The organism is Mesorhizobium sp. CC13 (assembly GCF_039907765.1).
Taxonomy (GTDB): Bacteria; Pseudomonadota; Alphaproteobacteria; order Rhizobiales; family Rhizobiaceae; genus Aminobacter.
In genome coordinates this window covers 1-25,223 of the sequence record NZ_JARDJI010000010.1, presented here as the reverse complement: position 1 = coordinate 25,223, position 25,223 = coordinate 1, and the positions used below count along the sequence as shown (strand labels likewise).

Here is a 25,223-nt window from a genome sequence, read left to right as displayed (position 1 = left end):
CGGCCCGCCTGGCTTTTGTCAGGCGCCCGTCATGTAGGGCATGATCTCGAGTGAGCCGCGATAGATCATCTCACCGGCCACGTAGAGGATGATCAGAAGGCCGACATAGGCGATCCACCGGTACTTCTGCAGAAGATTGGCAATGAAGCTCGCGGCGATGCCCATCAACGCGATCGACAGGACCAGGCCGAAGATCAGGACGTTGGGGTGGTCGCGCGCGGCACCGGCAACCGCGAGCACGTTGTCGAGCGACATGGAGACGTCGGCGATGACGATCTGCCAGGCCGCCTGGGCAAAGGTCTTGCGCGGGGCAGTGCCCGCGACCTTGCCGTCACGATCGAGGTCCTCTTCATTGAGCGCCTCGACCGCCTGGGTCTCCGCGGCGTGATTGTGCCGGAGTTCGCGCCACATCTTCCAGCAGACCCAGAGCAGCAGCACGCCGCCGGCAAGCAGCAGTCCGACGATCTGCAAGAGCTGCGTGGTCGCGGCGGCGAAGCCGATGCGCAGCACGGTGGCGGCGATGATCCCGATGAGGATCGCCTTTGCGCGTTGGTCCTTGGGAAGGCCCGCGGCGGCGAGACCGATAACGATGGCATTGTCGCCGGCCAGGACCAGGTCGATCATGATGACCTGGAAGAGAGCGGTCAAAGCTTCGGGAGTGAAGAATTCTGTCATACGGCACCCTTTGCGTTCAGCTGGGGCGGCGTGGCTCGCAGACCTGCTCAGATGCGCCGGGAGGCGCGCATGCCAGAGTGCTGCTGAAGATCGAGAGACGTCAAAGCCAGGCCACCGGATTGCAACTCCAGTCCGACATCGCAGCCGTGAACGACTGCCAGAGGGGCCCGGCCTGGTGGCTGCTACCTAGTTGAGGGGAGCGAGAAACTCAAGCCGAAATTGCGCTCCATCCAGGCACGGGTCGCCGATCGAAGCTGGATTTCCGGCATCCGCTATTGCAAGAGTCCAAAGCGGCGGTCGGCCCGCTGCGCCCACAGACACGCTCGCAAGCACGGAAAGCGGTAGGTCAGGACATGGATACGGCAACGCTTCTGATTGCCCACAAGGTGATGAGCGAACGCAGCATTCGCGGCACCGCACGGGTCATGGGGAAGCCGGTTTCGAGCATAGCCGCGGCGATCGACCGACTGGAAAACCAGATCTCCGTGCCGCTCGTGCAAAAGGCGGGCACGAGCGTCGTGCTCACCCTCGAAGCGGAAAGGCTGTCACCGTCAATCAAGCAGCTCGCCGAACATGTCGAGGAGATCATGGCCATCGGCAGCCGCAGCCGGCCCGACGTGTCGCTGAGCCTCGGCGCGCTGGCCCGTTTTGCCCATGTCGCGGAAGCCGGCAGCATTCGCCGGGCGGCCAAGTCTCTCGGACTGGGCCAGCCCCAGCTCGCCCGCCAGATCGCGCATGTGGAATCCACGCTCGGCTGCCGCCTGCTCAATCGCCATGTCGGCGGCTCGACGATGACCGAGGCGGGAAAGCGGCTGGCCAGGTCGGCCCGCGCGATCGAAGCGGTATGGAACGAACTCGCGCATGCCGCGGCCGGACGTTCGCGCCGCAGCGCCGCGACCATCCGGCTCGGCTCGATCATTCCGATGGGCCATGACAGCTTTGTAGCCACCCTGCTTGCCTCGCTTGTCTCGGCATGGATGAACGACAAGCCCCGCCAGCCCCTCCTGGTCGCCAGCACGACGACCGAAGGGCTCATCGCCGGGCTGAAGAGCGGCACCTACGATGCGGTGTTCCTGAACAGCGTCACCGTCCCGACGGATTTCGACGGCTACCTGATCGCCAGATCGCCGTTGTCGCTCGTCGGTCAATCGAATGTCATCGGACCGGCCGCGGGCAGGGATGACCTGGCCAGGGTCGTCATGGGGTCGCCCATCGCCGTTCCGAGCCCGAGGAGCGGGCTGCGCCAGATCATCAATCGGCTGCTCGCCGAAATCCTCACCGACGCCGAACTGGACCAGCTGAGGGTGATCGAGGTCGATTCGATGCCCGTCATCCTCAACCTCGTCCTCCGACACGGGGCCGTTTCGGTCCTGCCGTCGGATTCGGTCGTCAGAATCCGCGGCGACCTGCGCCAGATCCCGCTGCCGTCCGGGCTTGCACTGCCGTACTGGCTGGTCTGCGGCAAGAACGAAAGCAGCCGCCAGACCGCCCGCGCGGTTCTGAAGGTGCTCGCGGGGCTGGGCTACGGCGAAGCGGCGAAACAGCATCGGCCGGTCGGCCCTGGCCAGTAGACTCCCCTGCAATAGGGGTTCTGTCGGCCGAATCATTCGGAAATGACGATTAGAACGATCTTCCAATCCAATTGGAGGTTTGCGAATATTTTTCCTAATGCTGCGTCGAAATGAAATCACATCCGGATGCAGCGAACGTGACCCATTCCTCCGTTGTCATTGCCCCGCCCAAGACGAGCGCGGTCGCGAGCCACGCTCCGGGTCTCGTGCTCGTCGCCGTCATCACGGCCTCCGCCTATGGGCTGCGGCAACTGCCGTTCTTCTCGGCCCTCAGCCCGATGATCTCGGCCATCTTCGTGGGCATGCTGTTTGCCAACACGGTGGGCTTTTCGAGCGCCGCAAATGCCGGAATTGCGATTGCGGGCAAGCGCCTGCTGCGCCTGGCGGTCGCCCTGCTCGGCCTGCAACTGACATTCGGGCAACTGGCTGGGATCGGGATGCGGGGGCTGGCCTATGCCGCTGCGGCCCTGCTGTTGACCTTCTTCTTCACCATCTGGGCAGGCCGGATGCTGGGTGTCGATCGCAGGCTCGGCCTGCTGCTCGCGGCCGGCACCTCGGTCTGCGGCGCCTCCGCCATCGCAGGCGCCAACGCGGTCACCCGGGCCGACGACGCGGACGTATCCTATGCGGTCGCGTGCATCACGTTGTTCGGCACGATCGCGATGTTCCTCTATCCTTTCATGCAGGCCATCCTCGACCTCGGCCCGCAGTCCTACGGCCTGTGGATCGGCCTTTCGGTTCACGAGGTCGCGCAGGTGGTGGGGGCCGGGTTCCAGGGCGGCGAGGTGGCCGGTCAGACCGCCGTCGTGGCAAAGCTCGCACGCGTGATGATGCTGGCGCCGCTGGTCATCGGCCTCGCCGTTTTCGTGGCGCGGCCCGCAAGCGAACGCTCGAGCCGCCAGGCTGCGGTGCAGATGGTGCCGTTCTTCATCATCGGCTTCCTGCTGCTCGCGCTGCTCAACAGTTCCGGCCTGGTGCCCGAGCAGGTCCGGGCGCCGATCGTGTCGGCCACGCCCGTGCTGCTGACGGCCGCCATGGGCGCGCTCGGGCTGGGCACGAACTTCACCAAGCTCAGACAACGCGGTTTCCGGCCCTTGCTTCTCTCGGCCATTGCCTCTTTGTTCATTGCCGTCGTAGGCCTGCTGCTCGTCAACATGGCGCCGTGATCGAGGCGGCTCGTCGAAGCCGGGCGATGAAACGGCAGGCGAATGGATAGGCAAAGAGGCGCGACGTGACGCTTGACCAGCTTCGGATATTCCTCGCGGTGGCGGAACGGGAACATGTGACGCGCGCGGCGGAAGCGCTGAACCTGACGCAGTCGACGGTGAGCGGGGCGATCAATGCGCTGGAGACCCGGCACGACGTCAAGCTGTTCCATCGGGTCGGCCGCCGGATCGAACTGACCGAGGCGGGCAAGGCACTTGCCGAGGAGGCAAAGGTCATTCTCGCCCGGGTGCGGGCCGCCGAGACGGCGATGGCGGACCTCAGCGGCATCAGGCGCGGCACGCTCACCGTGTTCGCCAGCCAGACGATCGCCAGCTACTGGCTGCCCCGCCTGCTCGTCCGCTTCTACGCCCGCTATCCGCAGATCGACCTGAGGCTGGAGGTCGGCAACACGGCGCAATGCACCAGGGCGGTGATGGCGGGCGCGGCCGATCTCGGCTTCATCGAAGGCACCATCGACGAGCCGTCGGTGTCGGTCGAACTGATCGCGACCGATCGCCTCGTCATCGTCGTCGGGCGCGAACATCCCTGGACGAAGCGACCGCCGGTCCTGCCCCAGGATCTGAGCCAGACCGAGTGGGTGCTGCGCGAACCGGGGTCCGGCACGCGGTCCAGCTTCGAGGGGGCATTGCGGGGCTGCGGGCCGAGCCCCGACGACCTGCGCATCGCCATCGAGCTGCCGTCCAACGAAGCGATCTGCGCGGCGGTCGAGGCCGGGCAGTTCGCTACGGCAGTCTCCGAGACCGTGGCGCAGGCGGGCGTGAGCGCCGGAAGGCTGGTCATCATGCCGCTCGAGCTGCCGTCGCGCGCCTTTAGCCTCATCCGCCATCGTGAAAGACATCGTACGCGGGCGAGCGAAGCGTTTCGCGAACTGATCGTTGCCGACGGGGCGACGAAGCCGGCCACCGGCACCGAAGCGATGCCCCGGCGCTGACAAGGTTGCTTTGCGCAGTACAGATGCGAGAGGCCTCCCGATGTCGGAAGACGAGGCGTCTGTGACACCGGATTGAGCCCGGTCTCATCGCGAAGGTCGGTGGCTTCCTGCCGCACTGTAAAGCGCCCATGCGAGCCGCATAAGGCATTCGAAGCAAGACATCCGATTGCAACGCAGGCTGAAGGTGCGCAACTCGATGCCGTCGATTAAGTTATTGATTTTGCTTCGTAAGCAGAAAAGGCGCAGATCGGGAGGATAGGTATTCTACGCCGAATCGCGGATTTTGGGATATCCCAAAACATATACACATCGACCTTAGGTCATAGGGACTTCTCAAGGGTCGGAACCTGTGCTTGTCTATACATATTAGAAGAATTCCAGGGGAACCGATGCGTATCATAACTGCCCGTGAGGCAGCCGATCGGCTGCGCGACGGGATGACCGTTGCTGTCTCCGGGTTCGGAGGATGCTGCCATCCCGAAGCGATTACCGCCGCGGTCGAGGACAGGTTCCTCGCCGAAGCCGGACCTCGCGACCTGACCCTGCTTTTTGCCGCCAGCACCGGCGACCGCAAGACCCGCGGCATGGGCCATTTCGGTCATGAAGGGCTGGTGAAGCGCGTCATCGCCGGCGGCTGGCGCGGCACGCCGCGGCTCGGCAACCTCGCCCTCGAGGAGAAGATCGAAGCCTATTGCTGGCCCCAGGGTGTCATCGCCCAGCTGTATCGGGCGATTGCCGCGGGCCAGCCGGGCGTCATCACCCATATCGGCCTCGGCTCGTTCATGGACCCGGTCAACGGCGGCGGGCGGATGAACGCCTCGACCGCCGAAGCGATCGTCGAGCGCGTCTCGCTGCGCGGCCGCGACTGGCTGCTCTATCCGACCATGCCGCTCGATTGCGTGCTGCTGCGGGGCACGACGGCCGACGAGGACGGCAACATCACGCTCGAGGACGAAGCCTTTCCGCTCGATGTGCTGGCGATGGCGCAGGCGGGGCGCAACTCCGGCGGCATCGTCATCGTACAGGTCAAGCAACTTGCGCGGCGCGGGTCGCTGGCGCCCGGCGACGTGCGCATTCCCGGCGCCCTGGTCGACTATGTGGTCGTCTGCCAGGATCCCGCCCAGCACGGGATCAGCTTCGGGGAGGCCGACAATGCGTCCTACACCGGCCGGCTGCAAGCCGCCTCAGGCAGCCTCGAACCGCTGCCGCTGTCGGTCGACAAGGTCATCCAGCGCCGCGCGTTCCAGGAACTCCTCGGGCTCGACCGCCCGGTCATCAATCTCGGCATCGGCATCCCGGCCGGCATCGGCCGCATCGCCAGCGAAGAGAGCCTCGACGGCTATACGGTGACGATCGAATCCGGCGTCATCGGGGGCGTTCCCGCCGAGGAGCTGTCATTCGGCGCGGCGATCAACCCTTCGTCGATCATCCCGCAGGCATCGCAGTTCGACTTCTACGACGGCGGCGGCCTCGACATCGCCTTCCTCGGGATGGCCGAGGTGGACGTGCGCGGCGCGGTCAATGTCAGCCGCTTCGGCAGGTCGATCGTCGGCGTCGGCGGCTTCACCAACATCTCCCAGACCGCGCGCCGGATCGTCTATGTCGGGTCGTTCTCGACCGGTGGCGCGGCAATCGACATACGCCACGGCAGGCTCGACATCGCCAGCGACGGGCGGCTGTGCAAGATCGTCGCCCGGGTGGCGCAGGTCAGCTCCGATCCGGCCTTCGCGCCTGCCGGGCAGGACCAGATCGTGGTGACGGAACGGGCCGTGTTCAGGGTGCTGGGCGGCCGGCTCACGCTCACCGAAGTCGCGCCCGGCATCGACGTCCGCAAGCACGTCATCGAACGGCTGCCGGAAGGCGTCGCGATCGCCGATCACCTCGTCACCATGGATGCCCGCCTCTATGCGCCGGGTGCAATGAAGGATTTCGCCGCATGAACATTCGCGAGGCAGCGGTCATCGTCACGGGTTCGGCCACCGGCGTCGGCGCGGCCTGCGTCCGGCAGTTCGCCGAACGGGGCGCGCGCGTCGCGGTCAACTACAATCGCAGCAAGGCGGAAGCCGACGAGACCGCCGATGCCTGCCGGGCGCTGGGCGTCGAGGTCATCGTGGTCCAGGGCGACGTCGCCGACGACGGCGCCTGCCGGGCGATGGTCGGCGCGGTCGTCGATCGCTGGGGCCGCCTCGACGCGCTGGTCAACAACGCCGCCATGACGGTGAAGTCGGATCCGTTCGATCTGGAGACCCTGTCGGCGCGCGATTTCCAGGACGTGTTCTCGGTCAACGTCATCGGCGCCTACCAGATGTGCAGGGCGGCGATTCCGGCGATGCGAACAAACGGCGGCGGCGCCATCGTCAACGTTTCCTCCAACGTGGCCTTCACCGGCGGCGGCAGTTCGCTCGCCTATACGGCGTCGAAGGGAGCGCTCAACGCCCTGACCATGGCGCTGGCGCGCACCTGCGGACCGGACATCCGGGTCAACGCGGTTTGCCCGGGTGTGATCGACACGCGCTGGATGCGCCAGACGCTCGGCACCGATGCCTATGCGGCGCTCGCACAGCGGTTTTCCGACACAGCGCCGCTGGGCCGTGTCGCCACGCCGGAAGATGTCGCCGGCGCGGTGGTCTGGCTGGTCGAGGGCGCCGACTTCATCACCGGCGAACTGCTTTCGGTCGATGGCGGAGTGCGGCTGGGCGGCGGCGTGCGCAAGAAGGCGGCGTGCACGGGAGGCGGTTCGTGAGCCTTCCCGCCACCTCGATCCTGGATTTCTCCATCCCCGAAACCCGCCAGACGGTCGCGGCCAGGGATGCGATCCTCTATGCCCTTTCGGTGGGATACGGCACGGAGCCGCTGGATCCGTCGCACTTGCGGTATCTCTACGAAGCGGACCTCGTGCCTGCGCCGACGCTCGCCAATGTCGTGGCGCATTCGGGCCCGTGGATGAAGCGGGTGGGCGTCGACTGGAGCCGGGTAGTGCATGCGGAGCATCGCCTGACCGTGCATCGCCCGATGCCGCTCGATACGCCGCTGGTGTCGCGTTCGCGCAGCCTGTCGGTCGTCGATCGCGGCGTCGGCAAGGGCATGTTCGCCGCATTCGAACGTGTGGTCTCGGTCGAGGCGACCGGCGAGCCGGTGGCATCGATCGTGCAGACCAACGCCTGCCGTGGCGACGGCGGCTGCGGCTCCGCAGGCAGGCCGCCCGAGCCGCTTCCGCCGGTTCCGAACGGGTCGCCCGATGCCACGCTCCAGCTGGTCCTCGCCGAGGATGCGGCACTGCTCTACCGGCTGAACGGCGATCTCAATCCCCTGCATGTCGATCCGGCGGCGGCCGAAAAAGGCGGGTTCCGCCGACCCATCCTGCACGGGCTGTGCACCTTCGGACATGCCGGCTACGCGATCTCGCGGATGGCGACAACGTCGGGCCTTGCCGGGCTCGGCGGGCTTGCCGCCCGCTTCAGCGCACCGGCGTTTCCGGGGGACACTTTGGAAGTCCAGATGTGGCGCATCGGCCAGGACATCCGCTTCCGGTGCACCGCCCCGGCGCGGGGCGTGACTGTTCTCGACAACGGCGTGGCGAGGCTCGCATGACCAGGCAATTCCCCTATCCGGCCGAGAAGCTTCGCCTCGACGCCCAAGCCAACGAAGACGGACGGCACCGGCGTCCGGCAGAAAGCAATGACAGCATGACCAACGCGCCCGCAACCGTGGTGTTGAAGACCCCTCCGGCGACGATCGAGGACATCGTCGCCATAGCGCGCGCCGATGCACGCATCGAAATCTCGCCGGAAGTCGAGCAGCGCGTCGTCGCGGCCCGCGCGGTCGTCGACCGCTATGCGGAACTCAACCTGCCTGCCTATGGCCTGACGACCGGGCTCGGCGCCGGTGTGGACACGCGGCTCGCGGCCGACGACCTCGTCACCTTCCAGATCAGGGTGCCGCAGGCGCGCGCCGTCGGGGTCGGGGCAGCGCTGCCGCGCGAAGCAGTCAGGGCGATGATGGCAGTCAGGCTCGCCGGCATGGCGGCGGGCGGCTCGGGCGTCTCGCCGCGCATCGTCAAGTCGATGGCCGCTGCGCTGAACGCCGGGTTCCATCCGGTGGTTCCGTCGCTCGGCTCGATCGGCGCCGCCGACCTCGCGCCGCTCGCGCATATGGGGCGGGCGCTTCTCGGCTACGGCGAGGCCGAGTTCGGCGGCGAGGTTATGCCTGCCCTGGAAGCGCTGAAAAGGGCCGGGCTGGAGCCGCTCGATCTCGGGCCGAAGGACGGCCATGCGCTCGTCGTCGCCAATAGCCTCTCAGTGTCGCAGGCCTGCCTGCTCGTCCACGACATCGACCGCCTGTTCGACTGGTCGCTGCTGTCTGTCGCGCTCAACTTCGAAGCCTTCCGTGCCAACACGACCGCCTTCGACGACCGCGCGCTCGCGGCGCGTCCCGCCTTCGGCCAGCGTGCCGTGGCGGCGCGGCTGCGCGAGATCCTGGCGGGAAGCTCGCTTCTCGAAGAGGGCGCCGCGCGGCGCCTGCAGGACCCGCTGAGCTATCGCTGCGCACCGCAGGTGTGGGGCGCGTTTTCGCATGCGGTCGCCGAGGCTCGGGAAGCAACGCTGATCGAGCTGTCCAGCTCGGGCGACAATCCCGTGGTGCTGGCCTCGGAGGGGCTCATCCTGTCGCATGCCAATTTCGACCTGACGGCCTTCGTGCTCGCCTGGGAGCGTCTGGGGCAGGCGCTGGCGCATTGCGCCGCCGCGACGGCCTACCGGACGATGAAGATCATGTCGCCCGGCATGTCGGACCTCCCCCGCTTCCTCACCACGATGGGCCAGAATCGCGCCGGCTTCGCCACCGTCCAGAAGACGGTTTCGGCCCTGGAGGCGGAAATCCGCCACCTCGCCGCACCGGTCTCCCTCACCCCCATACCCGTTGCCGACGGGGTGGAGGACCAGGCTTCGATGGCGCCGCGGGTGCTGGCCAAGACCGCGGAGATCGTCGAGCGGCTGCGCTACCTGGTGGCGATCGAACTCATCGCCTCCGCCCAGGCGATGGATATCAGGGGCCTGCCGGACCAGATGGGGTCAGGGTCGGGCGCCGCCTACCGCTTTGTCCGCAGCCTGGTCGAGCCGCTCGGAGAGGACCGGGCGCAAGGGCCGGACTTCATGCGCCTTGCCGACGCGATCGCGCTTTCCGCCCCGGTGACGAGAGGCTGATCCCGCACTTCCAACCCGTGCCGAACGACGAAGGACCGAACCCAACCAAGCCATCGAACCGATCCGACAGCCATTCAACCGACAATCACTATCAATGGAGGAAATGATAATGAAAACGTGGACCACGAAAGCCATTGCCGCAACCATCGCGATTGCCGCTGCGACGCTTCAGCCGGCTGCGGCGGAACCGATCAAGGTCGGCAGCAAGAACTTCACCGAGCAGTTCATCCTGGCCGAAATGTATGCGGCCCTGCTGGAGAACGCCGGCTTCGAGGTGGAGCGCAAGATCAACCTCGGCGGAACCCTGATCGCTCACCAGGCACTGACGACCGGCCAGATCGATCTCTATCCGGAATACACCGGCACCGCGCTGTCGGCGGTCGTCAAGGGCGAGGCGTCGACCGACGCGCAGAAGGTCTATGACCAGGTCAAGGATTTCTATGCCAAGGAGTTCAAGCTCAACTGGCTGAAGCCCACCGGCATCAACAACGGCTACGTCATCGTGGTGCGGGGCGAAACGGCGCAGGAGAACAACCTCAAGAGCCTTTCCGATCTCGCCAAGGTCTCCGGCGAGATGGTCTTCGGCGGCGGGCCGGAATTCCCCGACCGCAAGGACGGCCTGCCCGGCCTCAAGCGGGTCTATGGCGCGGAATTCAAGGAGTTCAAGCAGTTCGCCAAGCTCGGCCTGCGCTACGATGCGCTTCAGCAGAAGGACATCGATGCGTCGAACGGCTCGGCGACCGACTGGCAGATCGAGCAGCAGAACCTGGTTGCGCTGGAAGACGACAAGGGGCTGTTCCCGCCCTATTACGTCGCCCCGGTCGTGCGCCAGCAGACGCTCGACGCCAATCCCAAGATCGCGGAACTGCTCGAAGCCATCGGCCCGAAACTCGACAACGCCACCATGCGCGCCCTCAACGCCCGCGTCGAGAACGACCGCGAGGAGCCTCGCGACGTCGCCGTGTCCTTCCTGAAGGACAAGGGCCTGCTCGACTAGGCCATGGTCACTCTTCCGGCCGGGACAGGTCCCCGGCCGGAGATGGCGCGCCGCACCGACAAGCGAAAGCCGGGCGATCTCCGGGTCGGGTCGTCCTCGACCGGCCCGGCAACGGCCCTCCCTTGGGCTGCGCCCCGGCATGACGGCAGCATTCCGATCCGCCTTCCCGGCTTCGCCCGGGATGGCATGGAGCCCAAAGTTCCATTCGAACTGAAATGAAGAGACAGGACATGCAGGAAATCTGGATCGACTACATCAACGCCCTGGACACCAAGGCGCTGCAACTGACCAACGACGAAATCCTCGAAGCGGTGTCGGAAGCGCTGGCCGCCCAGGGGCGCGGCGAGACGGTGATCGAGCCCAGGGTTCATCTCGTTCCGGAAAGCTCCGACAAGGGGCATTTCAACGTGCTCAGGGGCTACGTCAAGCCGCTCGACTTCGCCGGCGTGAAGGTGGTCGGCGATTTCGTCGACAACTACAAGGTCGGCCTGCCCTCGGAACTCGCGGTCCTGAACCTGTTCGATCCGCGCACCGGCGTGCCCAAGGCCATCATCGACGCCACGGCCATCACCGACATGCGCACCGGTGCGATCACCGCGCTCGGCGCCAAGCACCTGGCGCGCAAGGACAGCAAGATCCTGGGCCATGTCGGCGCCCGGGGCACCTCCTACTGGAACATCCGCCTGCTCGACCATCTGTTCGACTTCGACGAGATCCGGGTGCATTCGCGCCGCCCCGAGAGCCGCGAGAGCTTCGCTGCCCGCCTGTCGAAGGACCTCGGCAAGAAGATCATCGTGACCGACAACTGGGAAGACTGCCTGAAGGGTGCCGACATCATGGTCGAGGCCAGCCGCCTGCCCGAGCCCGCGCCGCTGTTCAAGACCAGCTGGGTGAAGAAGGGCGCCTTCGTGGTTCCCTACGGGACGATGAGCGCGCTGGAGTTCGATCTCACCGACATCATGGACAAAGTCGTCGTCGATGACTGGGGCCAGTGCCAGCCGGGACGCCCCTTCGGCGCGCTGCGCCGCCATGTCGACGAGGGCAAGGTGACGCTGGAGACTCTGCACGCCGAGATGGGCGAGATCGTCTGCGGCGCCAAGCCGGGCCGCGAGAGTGACGACGAGACGATCCTGTTCTGGCATCGCGGGTTGAGCAGCACGGACGTGGCCCTGGGCGCCGCGATCGTCGCCAAGGCGCAGCGCATGAATGTCGGCCAGAAACTCCGTTTTGCCTGACCCGATCATGAGCGACGCCAAACTCATCGCCTGTTCGCGAATGTACAATGTCTCGGCGGGCGTCCGCGCCCGCTGGGACGACCTGTTCGCGTGGCTGAGCGGCCAAGCGGGCGTGCCGCTCGACATCGTCGCCCACGCCTCGCCCGCGCCGCTGTCCGAACTTTGGGAACGGGCCGACATGGGGGCCGTGTTCATGTGCGGCTATCCGCTGTCGCGCTGGTGGGATGCGGAGCGCCCCACGATCCTGGCAGCACCCGTGGCGCAGGCGTCCTGGGCCGGCGGCCGGCCCTACTATGCCAGCCATATCGTGGTGGCCGCCGACAGTCCGATAAAGTCGGCCTCGGGGCTGGCGGATGCGACCTGGGGCTGGACGGTGCGGGATTCCCAATCCGGCTACAACGCGCCGCGCGGCTTCCTTGCCGATCTCCTGTCCGGAAAGGCGCCCGTGCGGCGCACCGTCGGACCGTTGCTCAACCCCACCGGCGTCGTGGACGCGCTGCGCAGCGGGCGCATCGAGGTCGGCGCCATCGACGCCTACGCCTACGAGCTCATGGCCATGTACGAGCCGGATGCGGTCGCGGGACTGCGGGTCGTGGCCACGACGGAACCGACGCCCTGTCCGCCGCTGGTCGCGTCGCCCGGGACGCCGGCCGAAATGGTGTCCGCCCTGCGGCAGGCGCTGCTGTGGGCCCATGAGCGCGAGGACGGGCGGGCGCTGCTGCATCAACTCGGGCTGGCGCGGTTCGCGCTTCCCGACGTAGCCGACTACGGGATCCTTGCCGAGCGGGCGGAAGCGGTCGACCGGAGGCTTGCGGCATGGTGACGCCAGGAGCATGCGGCACGGGCCGTGATAGTGATACGGCAGAGGTAACGGGCGGGTCTACCCAGACGCCCGACAGGTAGGAGCAACGTTTTGACTTGGGTTCCAAAGAACATCCCCCGGCTCTTCGAAGCATTGATGGAGCATTTGTATCTGGTCTTCTCCTCGGTGGGGATCGCTTTGGTGATTTCGCTTGCCGTCGGCATCTGGGCAGCCAGGCGTCCGAAGTCCTTCACCACCATCATTCTCGTGACGAGCATCCTTTTCGCCATTCCCAGCCTCGCCTTGTTCGCGCTGCTCATCCCCATGATGGGCATCGGGGCGGCACCGGCGATCCTGGGTCTCGCCGCCTATTCGCTGATGATCCTGGTCCGCAACATCGGAACGGGCTTCCAGTCGATCCCGCATGAAATCCTCGAGGCGGCGCACGGCATGGGCTACGGGACCGCGCGCCGGATCTGGGAGGTCGAGTTGCCGCTGGCGATGCCGTACATCGTCGGCGGAATCCGCATCGCCGTGGTGACGGTCATCGGCATCGCCACGGTCGCCGCCTACATCAATGCCGGCGGCCTCGGCGTCATCATCTTCCAGGGTATCGACCAGCGCTTCCCCGAGAAGATCATCGCCGGCGGCCTCATGACCTCGGTCCTGGCGCTGTCCGCGGATTTTCTCCTGACTTCGCTGGAAAAGGCGCTTCGCCGCCGCAACGGGAGGCAAGCCTGATGATCGTCGTCGAAGCCTTTCAGTGGATCGCCGCAAATCTCGGCACATTCACCAGTGCCTTCAACCGGCACATGGTGATGAGCCTGATTTCGCTTGGCATCGCGCTGGCCATCGCCCTTCCCGTGGGGATTGCCGTGGCGCGGTCGCCCCGGTCGGCGTTCGTGACGATCAACGTCGCCGGCGCCGCGCGCTCGATCCCGAGTCTTGCCATCCTGGCGGCGGCCATGCCGATCATGGGCATCGGGCTCTGGCCATCGGTGATCGCGCTCGTCGTGCTGGCCGTCCCGCCATTGCTGCTCAACACCATTATCGGCATACGCGAAGTCGACCCGGCCGTCCTCGACGCCGCCAACGGCATGGGCATGGGACGGGCGGAGATCCTCTGGCAGATCGAGTTGCCGCTGGCCGTCCCCTCGATCCTCTCCGGCGTCCGCACGGCGGCCATCCAGGTCATCGGCGGTGCCGCCCTTGCATCCTTCATCGGCGGAGGCGGTCTCGGCGACTTCATCAACGCCGGCATTGCCATCATGGACATGCCGCGTCTCCTCGTGGGGGCCATTCCGATCGCGTTTCTCGCGATCTTTGCGGAGCTGGCGTTCGCCTGGCTCGAACGCAGCGTTTCCTACCGGCGCTGACAGCGGATTACGGATATTTGAGATGATACGAATTGAACGTGTGACCAAGAACTTTGCCGGCAGCAATCGCCCGGCAGTGGACAATCTCGACCTTCACATCGAAGAGGGCACGACCGTCGCCATGATCGGCCCGTCGGGCTGCGGCAAGACGACCACCATGCGGATGATCAACTGCCTGGAAACCCCGACCCGCGGACGGGTTGTCGTGAACGGCAACGACGTTGCCAATGCCGACCCCAAGCAGCTGCGCCGGACCATCGGCTACGTCATCCAGCAGGTCGGCCTGTTCCCGCACATGACGATCGCCCGCAACATCGCCACGGTGCCGCGCCTGCTGGGCTGGGACAAGGCGAAGACCGATCGCCGCATCGACGAGCTGCTCGAACTCGTCAGCCTCGATCCGGCCGTTATGCGCAACCGCCTGCCGCACGAGCTCTCGGGCGGCCAGCGGCAGCGCGTCGGCTTCGCCCGGGCCCTGGCGGCCGATCCGGCGATCATGCTGATGGACGAACCGTTCGGCGCCATCGACCCGATCACCCGCGTCCGCCTGCAGGACGAGTTCCGGCAGATCCTGAAGAAGGTCAGCAAGACCGTCGTGATCGTGACGCACGACATCGACGAGGCGATCAAGATGGGCGACCGGGTCGCGATCATGCGCGACGGCCAGTTGCTGCAATACGACAGCCCCGAGGCGATCCTTGCCAATCCGGCCAACGAGTTCGTCAAGAACTTCCTCGGGCCGGACCGGACGATCAAGCGGCTCAGCCTGATCAATGTCGCCAGCGTGATGACGGCGCCGCGCTCAAGTGCCGAGGGGACCCCGATCGCGCCGGACGCCAACCTGCATGTCGCGCTGGCGTGCATCCTCGATAGCAATCTCCCGGGCCTGGACGTCAGGGCGCCGGACGGTACCGTGATCGGCTATCTCGACCGCGATGCCATCCTGGCCTGCCACACGCGCTGACCGAAAGCCTTATGAGCGCGTCGTAGATACAACGGCCGGGCATTGCCCGGCCGCTTTTCGTTGCCTGGTGGCTCCTGGTCTCACGTCGCAGGCCGGAACGGCTTTGCCAGCGAGGCCGGGAAGTGCAGCGCCAGCATCTGGCGGTTCTGCGAGATGATGACCAGCACGACAATGGTGGCGAGGTACGGCAGGGCGGAGAGCAGTTCGGAGGGAACCGCCAGCCCCAGCGCCTGGCCCTGCAGCTGCAGGATGGTCATGCCGCCGAACAGCCAGGCGCCGAGCAGCACGCGCAGCGGCCGCCAGGTGGCGAAGACCACCAGGGCCAGCGAGATCCAGCCCTTGCCGGCGGTCATGTTCTCGACCCACAGCGGCGTGTAGGCGACCGACAGATAGGCACCGGCCAGCCCCGCCATCAGCCCGCCGAACATCACGGCGAGGTAGCGGATGCGGATCACCGGATAGCCGATGGCGTGCGAGGTCTCGGGCGACTCGCCGATGGTGCGCAGGATCAGCCCGCCCTTGGTGCGGTACAGGAACCAGCTGATGACGACAAACATCAGGATGGCGAAATAGACCATCGGGTCGAAGCGGAAGAACATAGGTCCGATGACCGGAATGTCCGACAGGACCGGGATGCTGACCCGGTCCAGCGCGTCGATCGGGGCCGAGCCGAAGCCGCGGCCGAGGAAGGCCGAAACGCCCGAGCCGAAGATGGCGAGCGCGAGGCCCGCCGCGTACTGGTTGGTCAGGAAGGTGAGCGCCAGCACGCCGAAGAGCAGCGAGGCGGCGGCCCCGCCGAGCGCGCCGGCGAGGATGGCGACCGGCATCGGCAGGCCGGCGATGACGGCCCAGAAGGCGAATGCGGCGCCCATCAGCATCATGCCCTCGATGCCGAGGTTGAGGACGCCGGACTTTTCGACGACGAGCTCGCCGAGGGCGGCGAAGATCAGCGGCGTTGCTGCGATGATCGTGCCGGTGAAGATGGCGATGAAGAGATCCATCAGGCGTGCTCCGGAATGCGGCGAAGCCGGTAGAAGATGAAGAAGTCGGCGGCGAGCAGGAAGAACAGCAGGATGCCCTGGAAGATGCGGGTCAGCGACGACGACAGGCCGAGGTTCATCTGAACCGCCTCGCCGCCGAGAAACAGGAGCGACATCAGCAGCCCGCCGAGCACGATGCCGAAGGCATTGAGCCGGCCGATGAAGGCGACGATGATCGCGGCAAAGCCATAGCCGGGCGAGATCTGCGGCGACAGCTGCCCGAGCGGGCCGGCGACCTCGGCCATGCCGGCGATGCCGGCGGCGGCTCCACCTGCAAGCAGGCCGGTCCACACCGCCGAGCTCTCGCGGAAGCCGGCATAGCGGGCGGCGAGCGGGGCAGCGCCCGAAACCTTCATCTTGTAGCCGAGGAAGCTGCGGTCGGTGAACAGCCACATCAGCACGACGGCCGCCACGGTGATGAACACCGAGCCGTTGATGCGGTAGGCATAGTCGAAAGGCTCGAACATGGCGGCCGCCGGCAGCAGCGCCGTTTGCGGATAGTTGAAGCCCGCGGGGTCGCGCCATGGCCCGTGCACCAGCCACGACAGGAAGAGTGTGGCGATGTAGGTCAGCATCAGCGTGACCAGGATCTCGTTGGTGTTCATCCGCGCCCTGAGGAAGGCGGGGATGGCGGCCCAGGCCATGCCGGCGGCGGCACCCGCCAGGAACATCAGCGGCAGAAGGATCGGGCTTTCCGGATTGGGATAGAACAGGCCGACGCCGCAGGCGGCGATGGCGCCGATGACGAGCTGGCCCTCGGCGCCGATGTTCCAGACATTGGCGCGGAAGCCGACGGCAAGGCCGCAGGCAATGAGGATCAGCGGCGAGGCCTTGAGCAGAAGCTCCGACAGGCCGTTGATCGAATTGACCGGGGTGATGAAGAACGCCTGCAGCGTCGTCGCCGGGTCATAGCCCAATCCGGCGAACATCAGCGAGCCGACGAACAGCGTGAGTATCGTGGCGATCACCGGGGCGGCGATGCGCATCGAGGCGGATGGTTCCGGCCTCTGTTCAATCCTGTACCGCAACTTCGCCTCTCCCGTTCGTTCCGTTGCCGCGGTCGACCCTGGTCATCAGCAGGCCGATTTCCTCGCGGTTGGTGTTTGTCCTGATCAGCGGTGGCGACACCTGGCCCTGGCAGATGACGAGCAGCCGGTCGCAGATCTCGAACAGCTCGTCGAGTTCCTCCGATACCACCAGGACGGCGGCGCCGGCGCGGCTGAGATCGACGATGGTCTGGCGGATGAAGGCGGCAGCGCCGACGTCGACGCCCCAGGTCGGTTGCGCCACGAGGAACAGCTTGGGCTGCAGCGCGATCTCGCGGCCGACGATGAACTTCTGAAGGTTGCCGCCGGACAGGCTCTGGGCACTCGCTTGCGGACCGTTGGCCTTGACCTTGAAGCGCTCGATGATGCCGCGGGCGAAGCCGGTCGCCTTGGTGCGGTCGACCATGCCGTGGCGCACGAGCCCGCCATGGCGATTGGCGGTCAGCACCGCATTCTCCCACAGGGCATGCGGCGGCACGGCGCCGCGGCCGAGCCGTTCCTCCGGCACGAAGGCCATGCCGAGCTTGCGCCGTTCGCTGGCGTTGAGATGGGCGGCCGCCTTGCCGCCGATATGGACTGCCAGGGCATTGGAATGCGTGCGCTCGCCGCTGAGCAGCGCGATCAGCTCGGCCTGGCCGTTGCCGGAGACGCCGGCGAGGCCGACGATCTCGCCGCCGCGAACCTCGAACGACACGTTCTTGAGCTCGACGCCGTATTTGTCGCGGGCGGGGGCACTCAGCCCGCGCACCGCGAGCACAGGCTTGTCGCTCGGCACAGACGCGCTGACATGCATTTCGGGCAGCTTGGAGCCGACCATCATGCGGGCGAGTTCGAGCGAGGTGCTCTCCTTGGGTTTTGCCGTGCCGGTCACCTTGCCGTTGCGCAGCACGGTGGCCGAGTCGCAGAGTTCCTGCACCTCGTCGAGCTTGTGGCTGATATAGACGATCGAGCAGCCCTCGGCAGCGAGCTGTCGCAGCGTCTCGAACAGCTTCACCACCGCCTGCGGCGTCAGCACGGAGGTCGGCTCGTCGAGGATCAGCAGCTTCGGCGCCTGCAGCAGGCAGCGCACGATCTCGACGCGCTGGCGTTCGCCGACCGACAGGTCGTGGACGCGGCGGTGCGGGTCGATCGGCATGCCGTAGCGGTTGGACAGCTCGGTGATCTGGCGGGCGAGGGTGTCGAGGTCGAAGGTGCTCGATACGGACAGTGCGATGTTCTCGACCACGGTGACGGACTCGAACAGCGCGAAATGCTGGTAGACCATCTCGATGCCGAGCGCCCGCGAGCTTGCGGGATTGTGCGCCTCGATCGGCTTGCCGTCGCACCAGATTTCGCCGGAATCGGCCTGGGCGGCGCCGTAGATGATTTTCATCAGCGTCGATTTGCCGGCGCCGTTCTCGCCGAGCACGGCGTGGATTTCCCCGGGCATGATCGACATGGAGATGTCGTCATTCGCAACGATGCCGGGATAGCTCTTGGTGATGTTGCGCAGTTCTAGGCGCGGGGTCATAGCCGGTCCTGCCGTTTGGGTTGGACGGAGCGCAGCCGCAGTCCGCCGGGACGGATTTCCGCCCCGGCGGGTACGATTGCAGGGCGATCGGTCAGCCGAGCTTGCCGATCATGCCCTTGACGAACCAGTTCATGCCGCGGATGTCGGCATCCGCGAGCACCGTTCCGGAGGCCACCTTGACGTTGCCGTCCTGGTCCTTCAACTCGCCGGAATAGGGGTGGACCTTGCCTGCGCCGATGTCGGCCTCGAGCTGCTTGAGCTTGGCGACCACATCGGCGGGGATCGCCTCGTTGTAGGGCGCCATCTTGACCACGCCGCCGGCGAGACCGTCCCAGCGCGCCTCGGGCTTCCAGGTGCCATCGGCAACACCCTTGGCGGCGCGCAGATAGTCGCTCGACCAGTCGAGGGTGAAGGCGGTGAGCTGCTTGCCCGAGCCGAACTTGGCCATGTCGCTGGCATAGCCGATCGACCAGGCGCCGCCCTCGCCCGCGACCTGCACGCCGGTGGCGGTGTCGGTCATCGAACAGATGACGTCGCAGCCCTGCGACAGCAACGTGTTGGCCGCCTCCTTTTCCTTGCCCGGGTCGAACCAGGAATTGAGGAAGATGGCGTTGCAGGTAATGTCGGGCTTGACGCTCTGGGCGCCGAGCAGGAGCGCATTGGCCGGGCCGACGATATCGGGGATCGGGAAGCCGCCGATGAAGCCGATCTTGCCCGACTTGCTCATATGCGCGCCGGCGGCGCCGGCGACGAAGGTGCCTTCGTAATACTTGGCCTCGAAGGTGCCGAGATTGGCGAGGTGCACGATGCCGGAGCAGTGCTCGAAGGCGACCTTGGGGAAGCGCGGTGCGACCTTCTGCATCGGCGTGCCATGCGAGAACGAGGTGCCGAAGATCAGCTGGTTGCCCGAGGCCGCGAGCTCGCGGAACACGCGCTCGGCGTCCTGCGGCATGAAGATATTGTCGATGACCGTGATGGCGACCTTGTCGCCGAACTCCTGCTTGATGGCGTCGACGCCAAGGCTGTGTTGTTTGGTCCAGCCGATCTCGGCGATGGGGGAAACGTAGACGACCCCGATCTTGAGCGGTTCCTGGGCGCGGGCGGCGCCGGTCAGGCCGCCGGTGGCGAGAGCGGCACCTGCCGCCCCCGAATAATGTAGAAACTTGCGTCTGGTGAGATTGAGCATGGTGGTAACCCTCTGTTGGTAGATGCGGCGCCCGGCTTGTCTGCCGGGTCTATTTAGCGGCGTGGTCGTGGGCGTGCGCCCTCGCCTTGCCGTTGTCTCCCGTCTTTTTTCTTGGCGCAGGCTGCGGAGCCTCGCCGGCCTTGGTGTCCAGATAGGGCTCGAGCGCCTCGCGCGGCGTCAGCTCCGGAAACACCTGCCTGTCCATGATATAGCCGCGCACGACGCTCCGGTGATGCGCGTCGATCAGCTCCATGGCCTGCTTCAGCCGGCCCTTCTCGAGCAGTTCGATCACCCGCGCATGGTCGTCGAGCAGGTTGCAATAGTCGAAGTCGGCGGTGATCAGCGAGCGCAACAGCGTCGTGCGGCGCACGAGCTGGGCGTGGATCTCCTGCATCACCTTGTTGCGGCTGAGCCGCACGAAGACGGTGTGGAATTCCTGGCCGAGCACGTCGGCGAGCGCGTCGTTGCCGGAGGCCACGGCCTGGCGCTGGCGCTCGACATGCTGGCGCAGCTCGGCCCAGCCGGCGGGGCCGAGACGGTCGCTGAGCTGGGCCGCCACGCCCTGTTCGACCAGGGTGAGGGCGTCGTAGATCTCCATCGCATCCTGCATGCTCGGACGCGCGACGAAGGCGCCGCGATTGCGCTCGATCTGGGCGAGGCCATCGTCGGCGAGGCGGATCAGCGACTGGCGGATGACGATGCGGCTGACGTCGAATATCTCCGACAGCTCGCGCTCGCCGAGCTTGCAGCCGGGCACGAGCCGGTGATCGAGGATCGCCCGGGTCAACATGTCGGCAATCGCCTGCGAGCGGCTGCTCATGACAACTTCCTCCCCCGCCAGCGCCTTTGGCCTGCTTGGCGGTCAGCCTCGGCTTGCATGGGGCCGGCGGCACCATTTGTCCCGGGTTACGAATTCCATATCGGTATTCAATCAATTCCGCCTGTCAATCAAAATTCTCGTCTGGGTATGCAATTTCTTATTGATTGATATCCAATCCTGTGGTTCCAATAAGGCCATAACAGAGCTAGGTTCATGGGGAAGTGCTAGCCAGGGAGGTTGCAATGAGCAAAGCAGCCCTTTGTAGCGACAGAGTCCTTCTTAACGATTGGCATGTGGTCGCGGACCTGACGAACCTGTCGTCGGCCGCGCCGTTCCAGACCCGGCTTCTCGGGGTCGATCTCACCATTCACTGCCGCGGCCGCTACAACAAGGAAGTGGTTCGCAACGACACCGGCGAAGTGGTCAATTCGACCAAGCGCTACGGGTTCCTCTGGGCCTGCCTCGGTAAGCCGGAGCGCGACATCGTCTTCGTGCCCGAAGCCGAGGAGGGCGACCGCTACCTGGTCACCGGCGGGTCGATCGCCGTCAGGGTTTCGGGCCTGCGGGCGGTCGAGAACTTCCTGGACATGGGGCATTTCCCCTTCGTCCACACCGGCTGGCTGGGCGACGAGCCGCATACCGAGGTCGCGCCCTACAAGGTCGAACTGACGGCCGCCGACGAGCTGGTGGCGACCGAGTGCAAGTTCTACCAGCCCGTCGCATCGCCGACGGCCAAGGAAGGCTTCGTCGTCGATTACGTCTACAAGGTGATCCGGCCCTATACGGTGGCGCTCTACAAGAGCAATCCCGTGCAGAAGCACCGGCTCGACGTCATCACCCTGTTCGTCCAGCCGGTCGACGAGGACAATTGCGTTGCCCATCCTTTCCTTACCTACCTCAAGGACGGCATCGACGAGGCGGGGATCCGCAGCTTCATGCAGTTGATCTTCGCCCAGGACAAGCCGATCCTCGAAAATCAGGTGCCGAAGCGCCTGCCGCTCGATCCGCGTGCCGAAACGCCGATCCGGGCCGATGCCGTCGCCGTGCTCTACCGGCGCTGGCTGCGCGACAAGTCGGTCACCTACGGCGCGATACCGGCGCGGATGTGAGCCGCGCCCTCAACAAGGAACCGCACATGACCAAGACGCGATGCACGGATCAGGTGATCCTCGACCTCTGGCACCCGCTGGCGGCCCTGGCCGAAGTGCGGGCAGGGGTCGTCGCCGACACGGTGCTGCTCGAGGAGCGCCTCAGCTACGCAGTCGATGGCAAGGGCAATGCCGCCGTCTGGCGCGACCGCGCCGACCTTGCCGAGGGCAGCCCGGTAGACGTTGCAACGGTAGCCGAAAAGCTGCCGCTGAAGCTTGCCTATGGCTACATCTGGACGTCGCTCGGCAATCCACCGGCCGACCTGTTCCCGATCCCGGAATTCGACGAGGCCGACCGCCGCAAGCTCAACGCCGCGACCGTCGGCGTCAACGTGTCGGCGCCGCGGGCGATCGAGAACTTCCTCGACATGGGGCATTTCCCCTATGTCCACACCGACATCCTCGGCGCCGAACCGCATACGGAGGTGAAGGAGTACGACGTCGAGATCTCGGTCGACCGCGACGAGATCCTGGCGACGCGCTGCCGCTTCTACCAGCCGATGGCCTCGACCACCTCGGACGGCGGCGCCGACGTCGACTACATCTACCGCGTGCCGCATCCCTATTGCTCGGTGCTCTACAAATCGAGCCCGATGGACGAGAGCCGCCGCGATGTGATCGCCGTGTTCCTGCAGCCTGTCGACCAGGAGCATGTGCGGGCGCACATGATGCTGTGCATCCTCGACGAGGACAATGAGGACAAGGTCATCAAGCGCTTCCAGCAGACGATCTTCGGGCAGGACAAGCCGATCCTGGAGAACCAGTTCCCGAAGCGGCTGCCGCTCGATCCGCGCGCCGAAACGCCCATCCGTGCCGACAAGTCGGCCATCGCATACCGCCGCTGGCTCAGTCAGAAGGGCGTGACCTACGGGGTCATTCCCGCCGCTACCTGAGCGTGAGCCGCGCGAAACCCAATTCTGGAGACAACAATGCTCGATACCGCCAAGACCAGATGGCATCCCATCGCCGCGTCTTACGACCTGCCGCACCGCCATGTCTTCCATGGCCAGCTTCTCGGCCGCGAGTTCGCCGTCTGGCGCGCCGACGACGGCTACATCAACGTCTGGGAGAACCGCTGCCTGCATCGCGGCGTGCGCCTCTCCATCGGCATCAATGACGGCCGCGAACTGAAGTGCCAGTACCATGGCTGGCGCTATTCGAACCGCACCGCCGGCTGCACCTACATACCCGCCCACCCGGCCGACGCGCCGGCGCGCACCATCACCAACCGCACCTTCGCGGCGGTCGAGCGCTACGGCCTGGTCTGGTCGGCCGAGGAGCCGCAGGGCGAAGTGCCCGAAGTGCCGGGTCTCGCCGAGGGCGAACTGCTCACCCTGCGCGGCATCCCGGTCAACGCGCCGGCCGACGTGGTCGCGGGCAGGCTCAAGGGCTACCGCTTCCAGCCGAACGGCCGGATCGACGGCAGCGACGCCAAGGTCTCGGTCGAGGCATCGAAGGAGTTCTCGGTCGCGCTGCGTGCCACGGATGACGATGCCGCGACGCTCGCCATCTTCTTCGTCCAGCCGGTCGATTCCAACCGCTCGGTGATCCGCGGCGTGCTCGACGGCAAGGTCGAGGGCAAGGCCCGGCTGGCAGTCCTCCATCACCACAACGCCCTTCTGTCGAAGCTGCGCGACATCGTCGAGCGCGAGGCCGCGCTTGAGCCGGCGCCGGCGCCGCTGGAACCGGTCATCGAACGCGTCTCGGCCGAACTCGCCGAGATGCCCGAAGAGACCAAGCACGGCCGCAAGGCAACGATGCGGGTCGAGGTGGCGAGGAAGTGGCAGGCAGCCGACGGCATCGCCGGCTTCGAGCTCAGGCCCATCAAGGGACTGTTGCCGACGTTCCAGCCGGGCGCCCATATCGACGTGCACATGCCGAACGGGCTGATCCGGCAATATTCGATCACAAACGGTCCGGGCGAGAGCGACAGCTACGTCATCGGCGTCAAGCTCGAGCGCGACTCCAAGGGCGGCTCGACCTGCATGCACGAGACGGTGCGCCAGGGCGACGTGCTGGCGATCTCGGAGCCGCGCAACAATTTCCCGCTGCGCCGCGACGCGGTGAAGACCGTGTTCGTCGCCGGCGGCATCGGCATCACGCCGCTCCTGGCGATGGCCCAGGCGCTCAAAAACCAGAACCTCAATTTCGACCTGCATTATTTCGCCCAGAACCAGGCTCAGCTGGCTTTCCCCGAGAAGACCGCAGGCTTCGGCGCATCGCTCAAGCCGCATCTGGGGCTCACGCCGGAACAGACCGGCGCGCAGTTGCGCGAGATCCTCGCCGGTTACCGGCCCGACACGCATCTCTATCTCTGCGGTCCGGGACCGATGCTGGAGGCGGCGCGCCATCTGGCGGCCGAGGCCGGCTGGCCGGAAGCGGCGGTGCATTTCGAATACTTCAAGAACACCAACGTCATCGACGACAGCTCGAGCTTCGAGGTGGCGCTGGCCCGTTCCTGCGTGACCCTCAAGGTGCCCTCGGGCAAGACCATCCTCGAGGTGATGCGCGAAGCCGGCATCGACATGCCGTCGTCCTGCGAGCAGGGCGCCTGCGGCACGTGTCTCGCGACCGTCATCGAAGGCGAGCCCGACCACCAGGACGTCTACCTCAACGATGCCGAGCGCAAGTCCGGCACCAAGATCATGACTTGCGTGTCGCGTGCCAAGTCGGCGCGGCTGGTGCTGGACCTTTAGGAGTTTCCCCCGATGATCACGCTTTACGACTACGAACTGTCGGGCAACTGCTACAAGCTGCGCCTTTTTATGAGCATGCTCGGCATCGACTGGAAGACGGTGCCGATCGACTTCTACCCCGGCCGCGAGCACAAGTCGGAATCGTTCCTCAAGATCAATCCGCTCGGGCAATTGCCCGTGATTGAAGACGATGGCACGGTGTTGCGCGACGCCCAGGCGATCCTCGTCTACCTCGCTTCGAAATACGACACGTCTGGCACCTGGTATCCGCGTGATAATCCCGCACTGTTAGGCGAGATCAGCCAGTGGCTGGCGTTTGCCGACGGAATCACCGGCACGGCCTCGGCGGCGCGCCTTCACGACGCGCTGTTCTACGAGCTCGACGTCGAGGCAGCGCGAGCCGGCGCCCATCGCCTGTTCCGCATCCTCGACGAGCATCTCTGGTTCGGCGAGCAGGAGGGGCGGGAGTGGATCTGCTCGGCCGCCCATCCGACCATCGCCGACATCGCCTGCTTCCCCTACATCATGCTGTCCGAAGAGGGCGGCATACCCAGGCAGGACTATCCGGCGATCCGCCGCTGGTGCGACCGCGTCAAGCGCCTGAAGGGCTTCACCGTGATGTCGGGCGTGTTCCCGGCCGGCCCGGCCAAGGCTGCCTGATCCAGTTCAATACACATCCGTCGGGCATAGGTCCGGCATTCGAGACATTGGGAGTGAGACGATGAAAACCCGCGCCGCCGTCGCCGTTGGAGCAGGCAAGCCGCTCGAGATCATGGAGGTGGACCTCGAGGGCCCGCG

Annotated in this window: 23 protein-coding genes; 17 read left to right on the top strand and 6 right to left on the bottom strand. The window is 66.1% G+C overall.

Features of this window, described 5'->3' with window-relative positions; all coding sequences use genetic code 11:
• Positions 1–18: 18 nt before the first annotated feature.
• Positions 19–675, bottom strand: coding sequence for a TerC family protein (locus tag PV773_RS14755; protein ID WP_347967077.1), 657 nt, complete (start codon positions 673–675; stop codon positions 19–21).
• Positions 676–1,028: 353 nt separating this feature from the next.
• Here PV773_RS14755 and PV773_RS14750 point away from each other — a divergent pair, with 353 nt between their 5' ends.
• The 13 genes from PV773_RS14750 (at position 1,029) to PV773_RS14690 (ending at position 14,979) form a co-directional block, all read left to right on the top strand.
• Positions 1,029–2,246, top strand: a complete 1,218-nt coding sequence (locus PV773_RS14750; RefSeq protein ID WP_347967076.1) for a LysR family transcriptional regulator — start codon at positions 1,029–1,031, stop codon at positions 2,244–2,246.
• Between the two features lie 137 nt (positions 2,247–2,383).
• Positions 2,384–3,412, top strand: coding sequence for a YeiH family protein (locus PV773_RS14745; protein ID WP_347967075.1), 1,029 nt, complete (start codon positions 2,384–2,386; stop codon positions 3,410–3,412).
• A gap of 65 nt (positions 3,413–3,477) precedes the next feature.
• Complete coding sequence (locus tag PV773_RS14740; protein ID WP_347967074.1) at positions 3,478–4,404, top strand: LysR substrate-binding domain-containing protein; 927 nt, start codon at positions 3,478–3,480, stop codon at positions 4,402–4,404.
• Positions 4,405–4,793: 389 nt separating this feature from the next.
• Positions 4,794–6,344 (top strand): CoA-transferase, encoded by a 1,551-nt coding sequence (locus PV773_RS14735; protein ID WP_347967073.1) that lies wholly within the window; start codon positions 4,794–4,796, stop codon positions 6,342–6,344.
• Positions 6,341–7,147 carry an SDR family oxidoreductase gene (locus PV773_RS14730; RefSeq protein WP_347967072.1) on the top strand — a complete coding sequence of 269 codons (807 nt, stop codon included), beginning with the start codon at positions 6,341–6,343 and terminating at the stop codon, positions 7,145–7,147. The genes PV773_RS14735 and PV773_RS14730 overlap by 4 nt, the downstream gene beginning before the upstream one ends.
• A complete protein-coding gene (locus PV773_RS14725) occupies positions 7,144–7,995 on the top strand; it encodes a MaoC/PaaZ C-terminal domain-containing protein (RefSeq protein ID WP_347967071.1) in 852 nt (283 codons plus the stop codon). The genes PV773_RS14730 and PV773_RS14725 overlap by 4 nt, the downstream gene beginning before the upstream one ends.
• Positions 7,996–8,090: 95 nt before the next feature.
• Positions 8,091–9,605 (top strand): histidine ammonia-lyase, encoded by a 1,515-nt coding sequence (hutH, locus tag PV773_RS14720; protein WP_347967217.1) that lies wholly within the window; start codon positions 8,091–8,093, stop codon positions 9,603–9,605.
• A gap of 109 nt (positions 9,606–9,714) precedes the next feature.
• Positions 9,715–10,602, top strand: a complete 888-nt coding sequence (locus tag PV773_RS14715) for a glycine betaine ABC transporter substrate-binding protein (RefSeq protein WP_347967070.1) — start codon at positions 9,715–9,717, stop codon at positions 10,600–10,602.
• A gap of 230 nt (positions 10,603–10,832) precedes the next feature.
• Positions 10,833–11,837, top strand: coding sequence for an ornithine cyclodeaminase family protein (locus PV773_RS14710; RefSeq protein ID WP_347967216.1), 1,005 nt, complete (start codon positions 10,833–10,835; stop codon positions 11,835–11,837).
• 7 nt (positions 11,838–11,844) lie between these two features.
• Complete coding sequence (locus PV773_RS14705) at positions 11,845–12,660, top strand: PhnD/SsuA/transferrin family substrate-binding protein (protein WP_347967069.1); 816 nt, start codon at positions 11,845–11,847, stop codon at positions 12,658–12,660.
• Between the two features lie 90 nt (positions 12,661–12,750).
• Positions 12,751–13,380 (top strand): ABC transporter permease, encoded by a 630-nt coding sequence (locus PV773_RS14700; RefSeq protein ID WP_347967068.1) that lies wholly within the window; start codon positions 12,751–12,753, stop codon positions 13,378–13,380.
• The gene (locus tag PV773_RS14695) at positions 13,380–14,015 is read left to right on the top strand and encodes an ABC transporter permease (protein WP_347967067.1); all 636 of its coding nucleotides are present in this window, start codon (positions 13,380–13,382) and stop codon (positions 14,013–14,015) included. Before PV773_RS14700 ends, PV773_RS14695 begins: the two co-directional genes overlap by 1 nt.
• A gap of 22 nt (positions 14,016–14,037) precedes the next feature.
• Positions 14,038–14,979 (top strand): ABC transporter ATP-binding protein, encoded by a 942-nt coding sequence (locus PV773_RS14690; RefSeq protein ID WP_347967066.1) that lies wholly within the window; start codon positions 14,038–14,040, stop codon positions 14,977–14,979.
• 80 nt (positions 14,980–15,059) lie between these two features.
• Here the strand turns inward: PV773_RS14690 and PV773_RS14685 are convergent, their stop codons facing one another.
• The 5 genes from PV773_RS14685 to PV773_RS14665 form a co-directional block, all read right to left on the bottom strand.
• Complete coding sequence (locus tag PV773_RS14685) at positions 15,060–15,980, bottom strand: ABC transporter permease (protein ID WP_347967065.1); 921 nt, start codon at positions 15,978–15,980, stop codon at positions 15,060–15,062.
• A complete protein-coding gene (locus PV773_RS14680; RefSeq protein WP_347967064.1) occupies positions 15,980–17,047 on the bottom strand; it encodes an ABC transporter permease in 1,068 nt (355 codons plus the stop codon). The genes PV773_RS14685 and PV773_RS14680 overlap by 1 nt, the downstream gene beginning before the upstream one ends.
• Positions 17,031–18,575, bottom strand: coding sequence for an ABC transporter ATP-binding protein (locus PV773_RS14675; RefSeq protein WP_347967063.1), 1,545 nt, complete (start codon positions 18,573–18,575; stop codon positions 17,031–17,033). The genes PV773_RS14680 and PV773_RS14675 overlap by 17 nt, the downstream gene beginning before the upstream one ends.
• Before the next feature lie 91 nt (positions 18,576–18,666).
• Positions 18,667–19,761: a BMP family ABC transporter substrate-binding protein gene (locus PV773_RS14670; protein ID WP_347967062.1), complete on the bottom strand. Its 1,095-nt coding sequence runs from the start codon at positions 19,759–19,761 to the stop codon at positions 18,667–18,669.
• Positions 19,762–19,810: 49 nt separating this feature from the next.
• Positions 19,811–20,581 carry a GntR family transcriptional regulator gene (locus tag PV773_RS14665; RefSeq protein WP_347967061.1) on the bottom strand — a complete coding sequence of 257 codons (771 nt, stop codon included), beginning with the start codon at positions 20,579–20,581 and terminating at the stop codon, positions 19,811–19,813.
• Between the two features lie 242 nt (positions 20,582–20,823).
• Here PV773_RS14665 and PV773_RS14660 point away from each other — a divergent pair, with 242 nt between their 5' ends.
• From PV773_RS14660 to PV773_RS14645, 4 genes are read left to right on the top strand one after another with little or no spacing between them, the layout of a single operon-like run.
• Entirely contained in the window at positions 20,824–21,690 is an 867-nt protein-coding gene (locus PV773_RS14660; protein ID WP_347967060.1) for an aromatic ring-hydroxylating dioxygenase subunit alpha, read from the top strand.
• Positions 21,691–21,716: 26 nt separating this feature from the next.
• Positions 21,717–22,622, top strand: a complete 906-nt coding sequence (locus PV773_RS14655; RefSeq protein WP_347967059.1) for an aromatic ring-hydroxylating dioxygenase subunit alpha — start codon at positions 21,717–21,719, stop codon at positions 22,620–22,622.
• A 36-nt stretch (positions 22,623–22,658) separates the two neighbouring features.
• Positions 22,659–24,425, top strand: coding sequence for a Rieske 2Fe-2S domain-containing protein (locus PV773_RS14650; RefSeq protein WP_347967058.1), 1,767 nt, complete (start codon positions 22,659–22,661; stop codon positions 24,423–24,425).
• A 12-nt stretch (positions 24,426–24,437) separates the two neighbouring features.
• Positions 24,438–25,085, top strand: coding sequence for a glutathione S-transferase (locus tag PV773_RS14645; protein ID WP_347967057.1), 648 nt, complete (start codon positions 24,438–24,440; stop codon positions 25,083–25,085).
• The last annotated feature ends 138 nt before the right edge of the window (positions 25,086–25,223 follow it).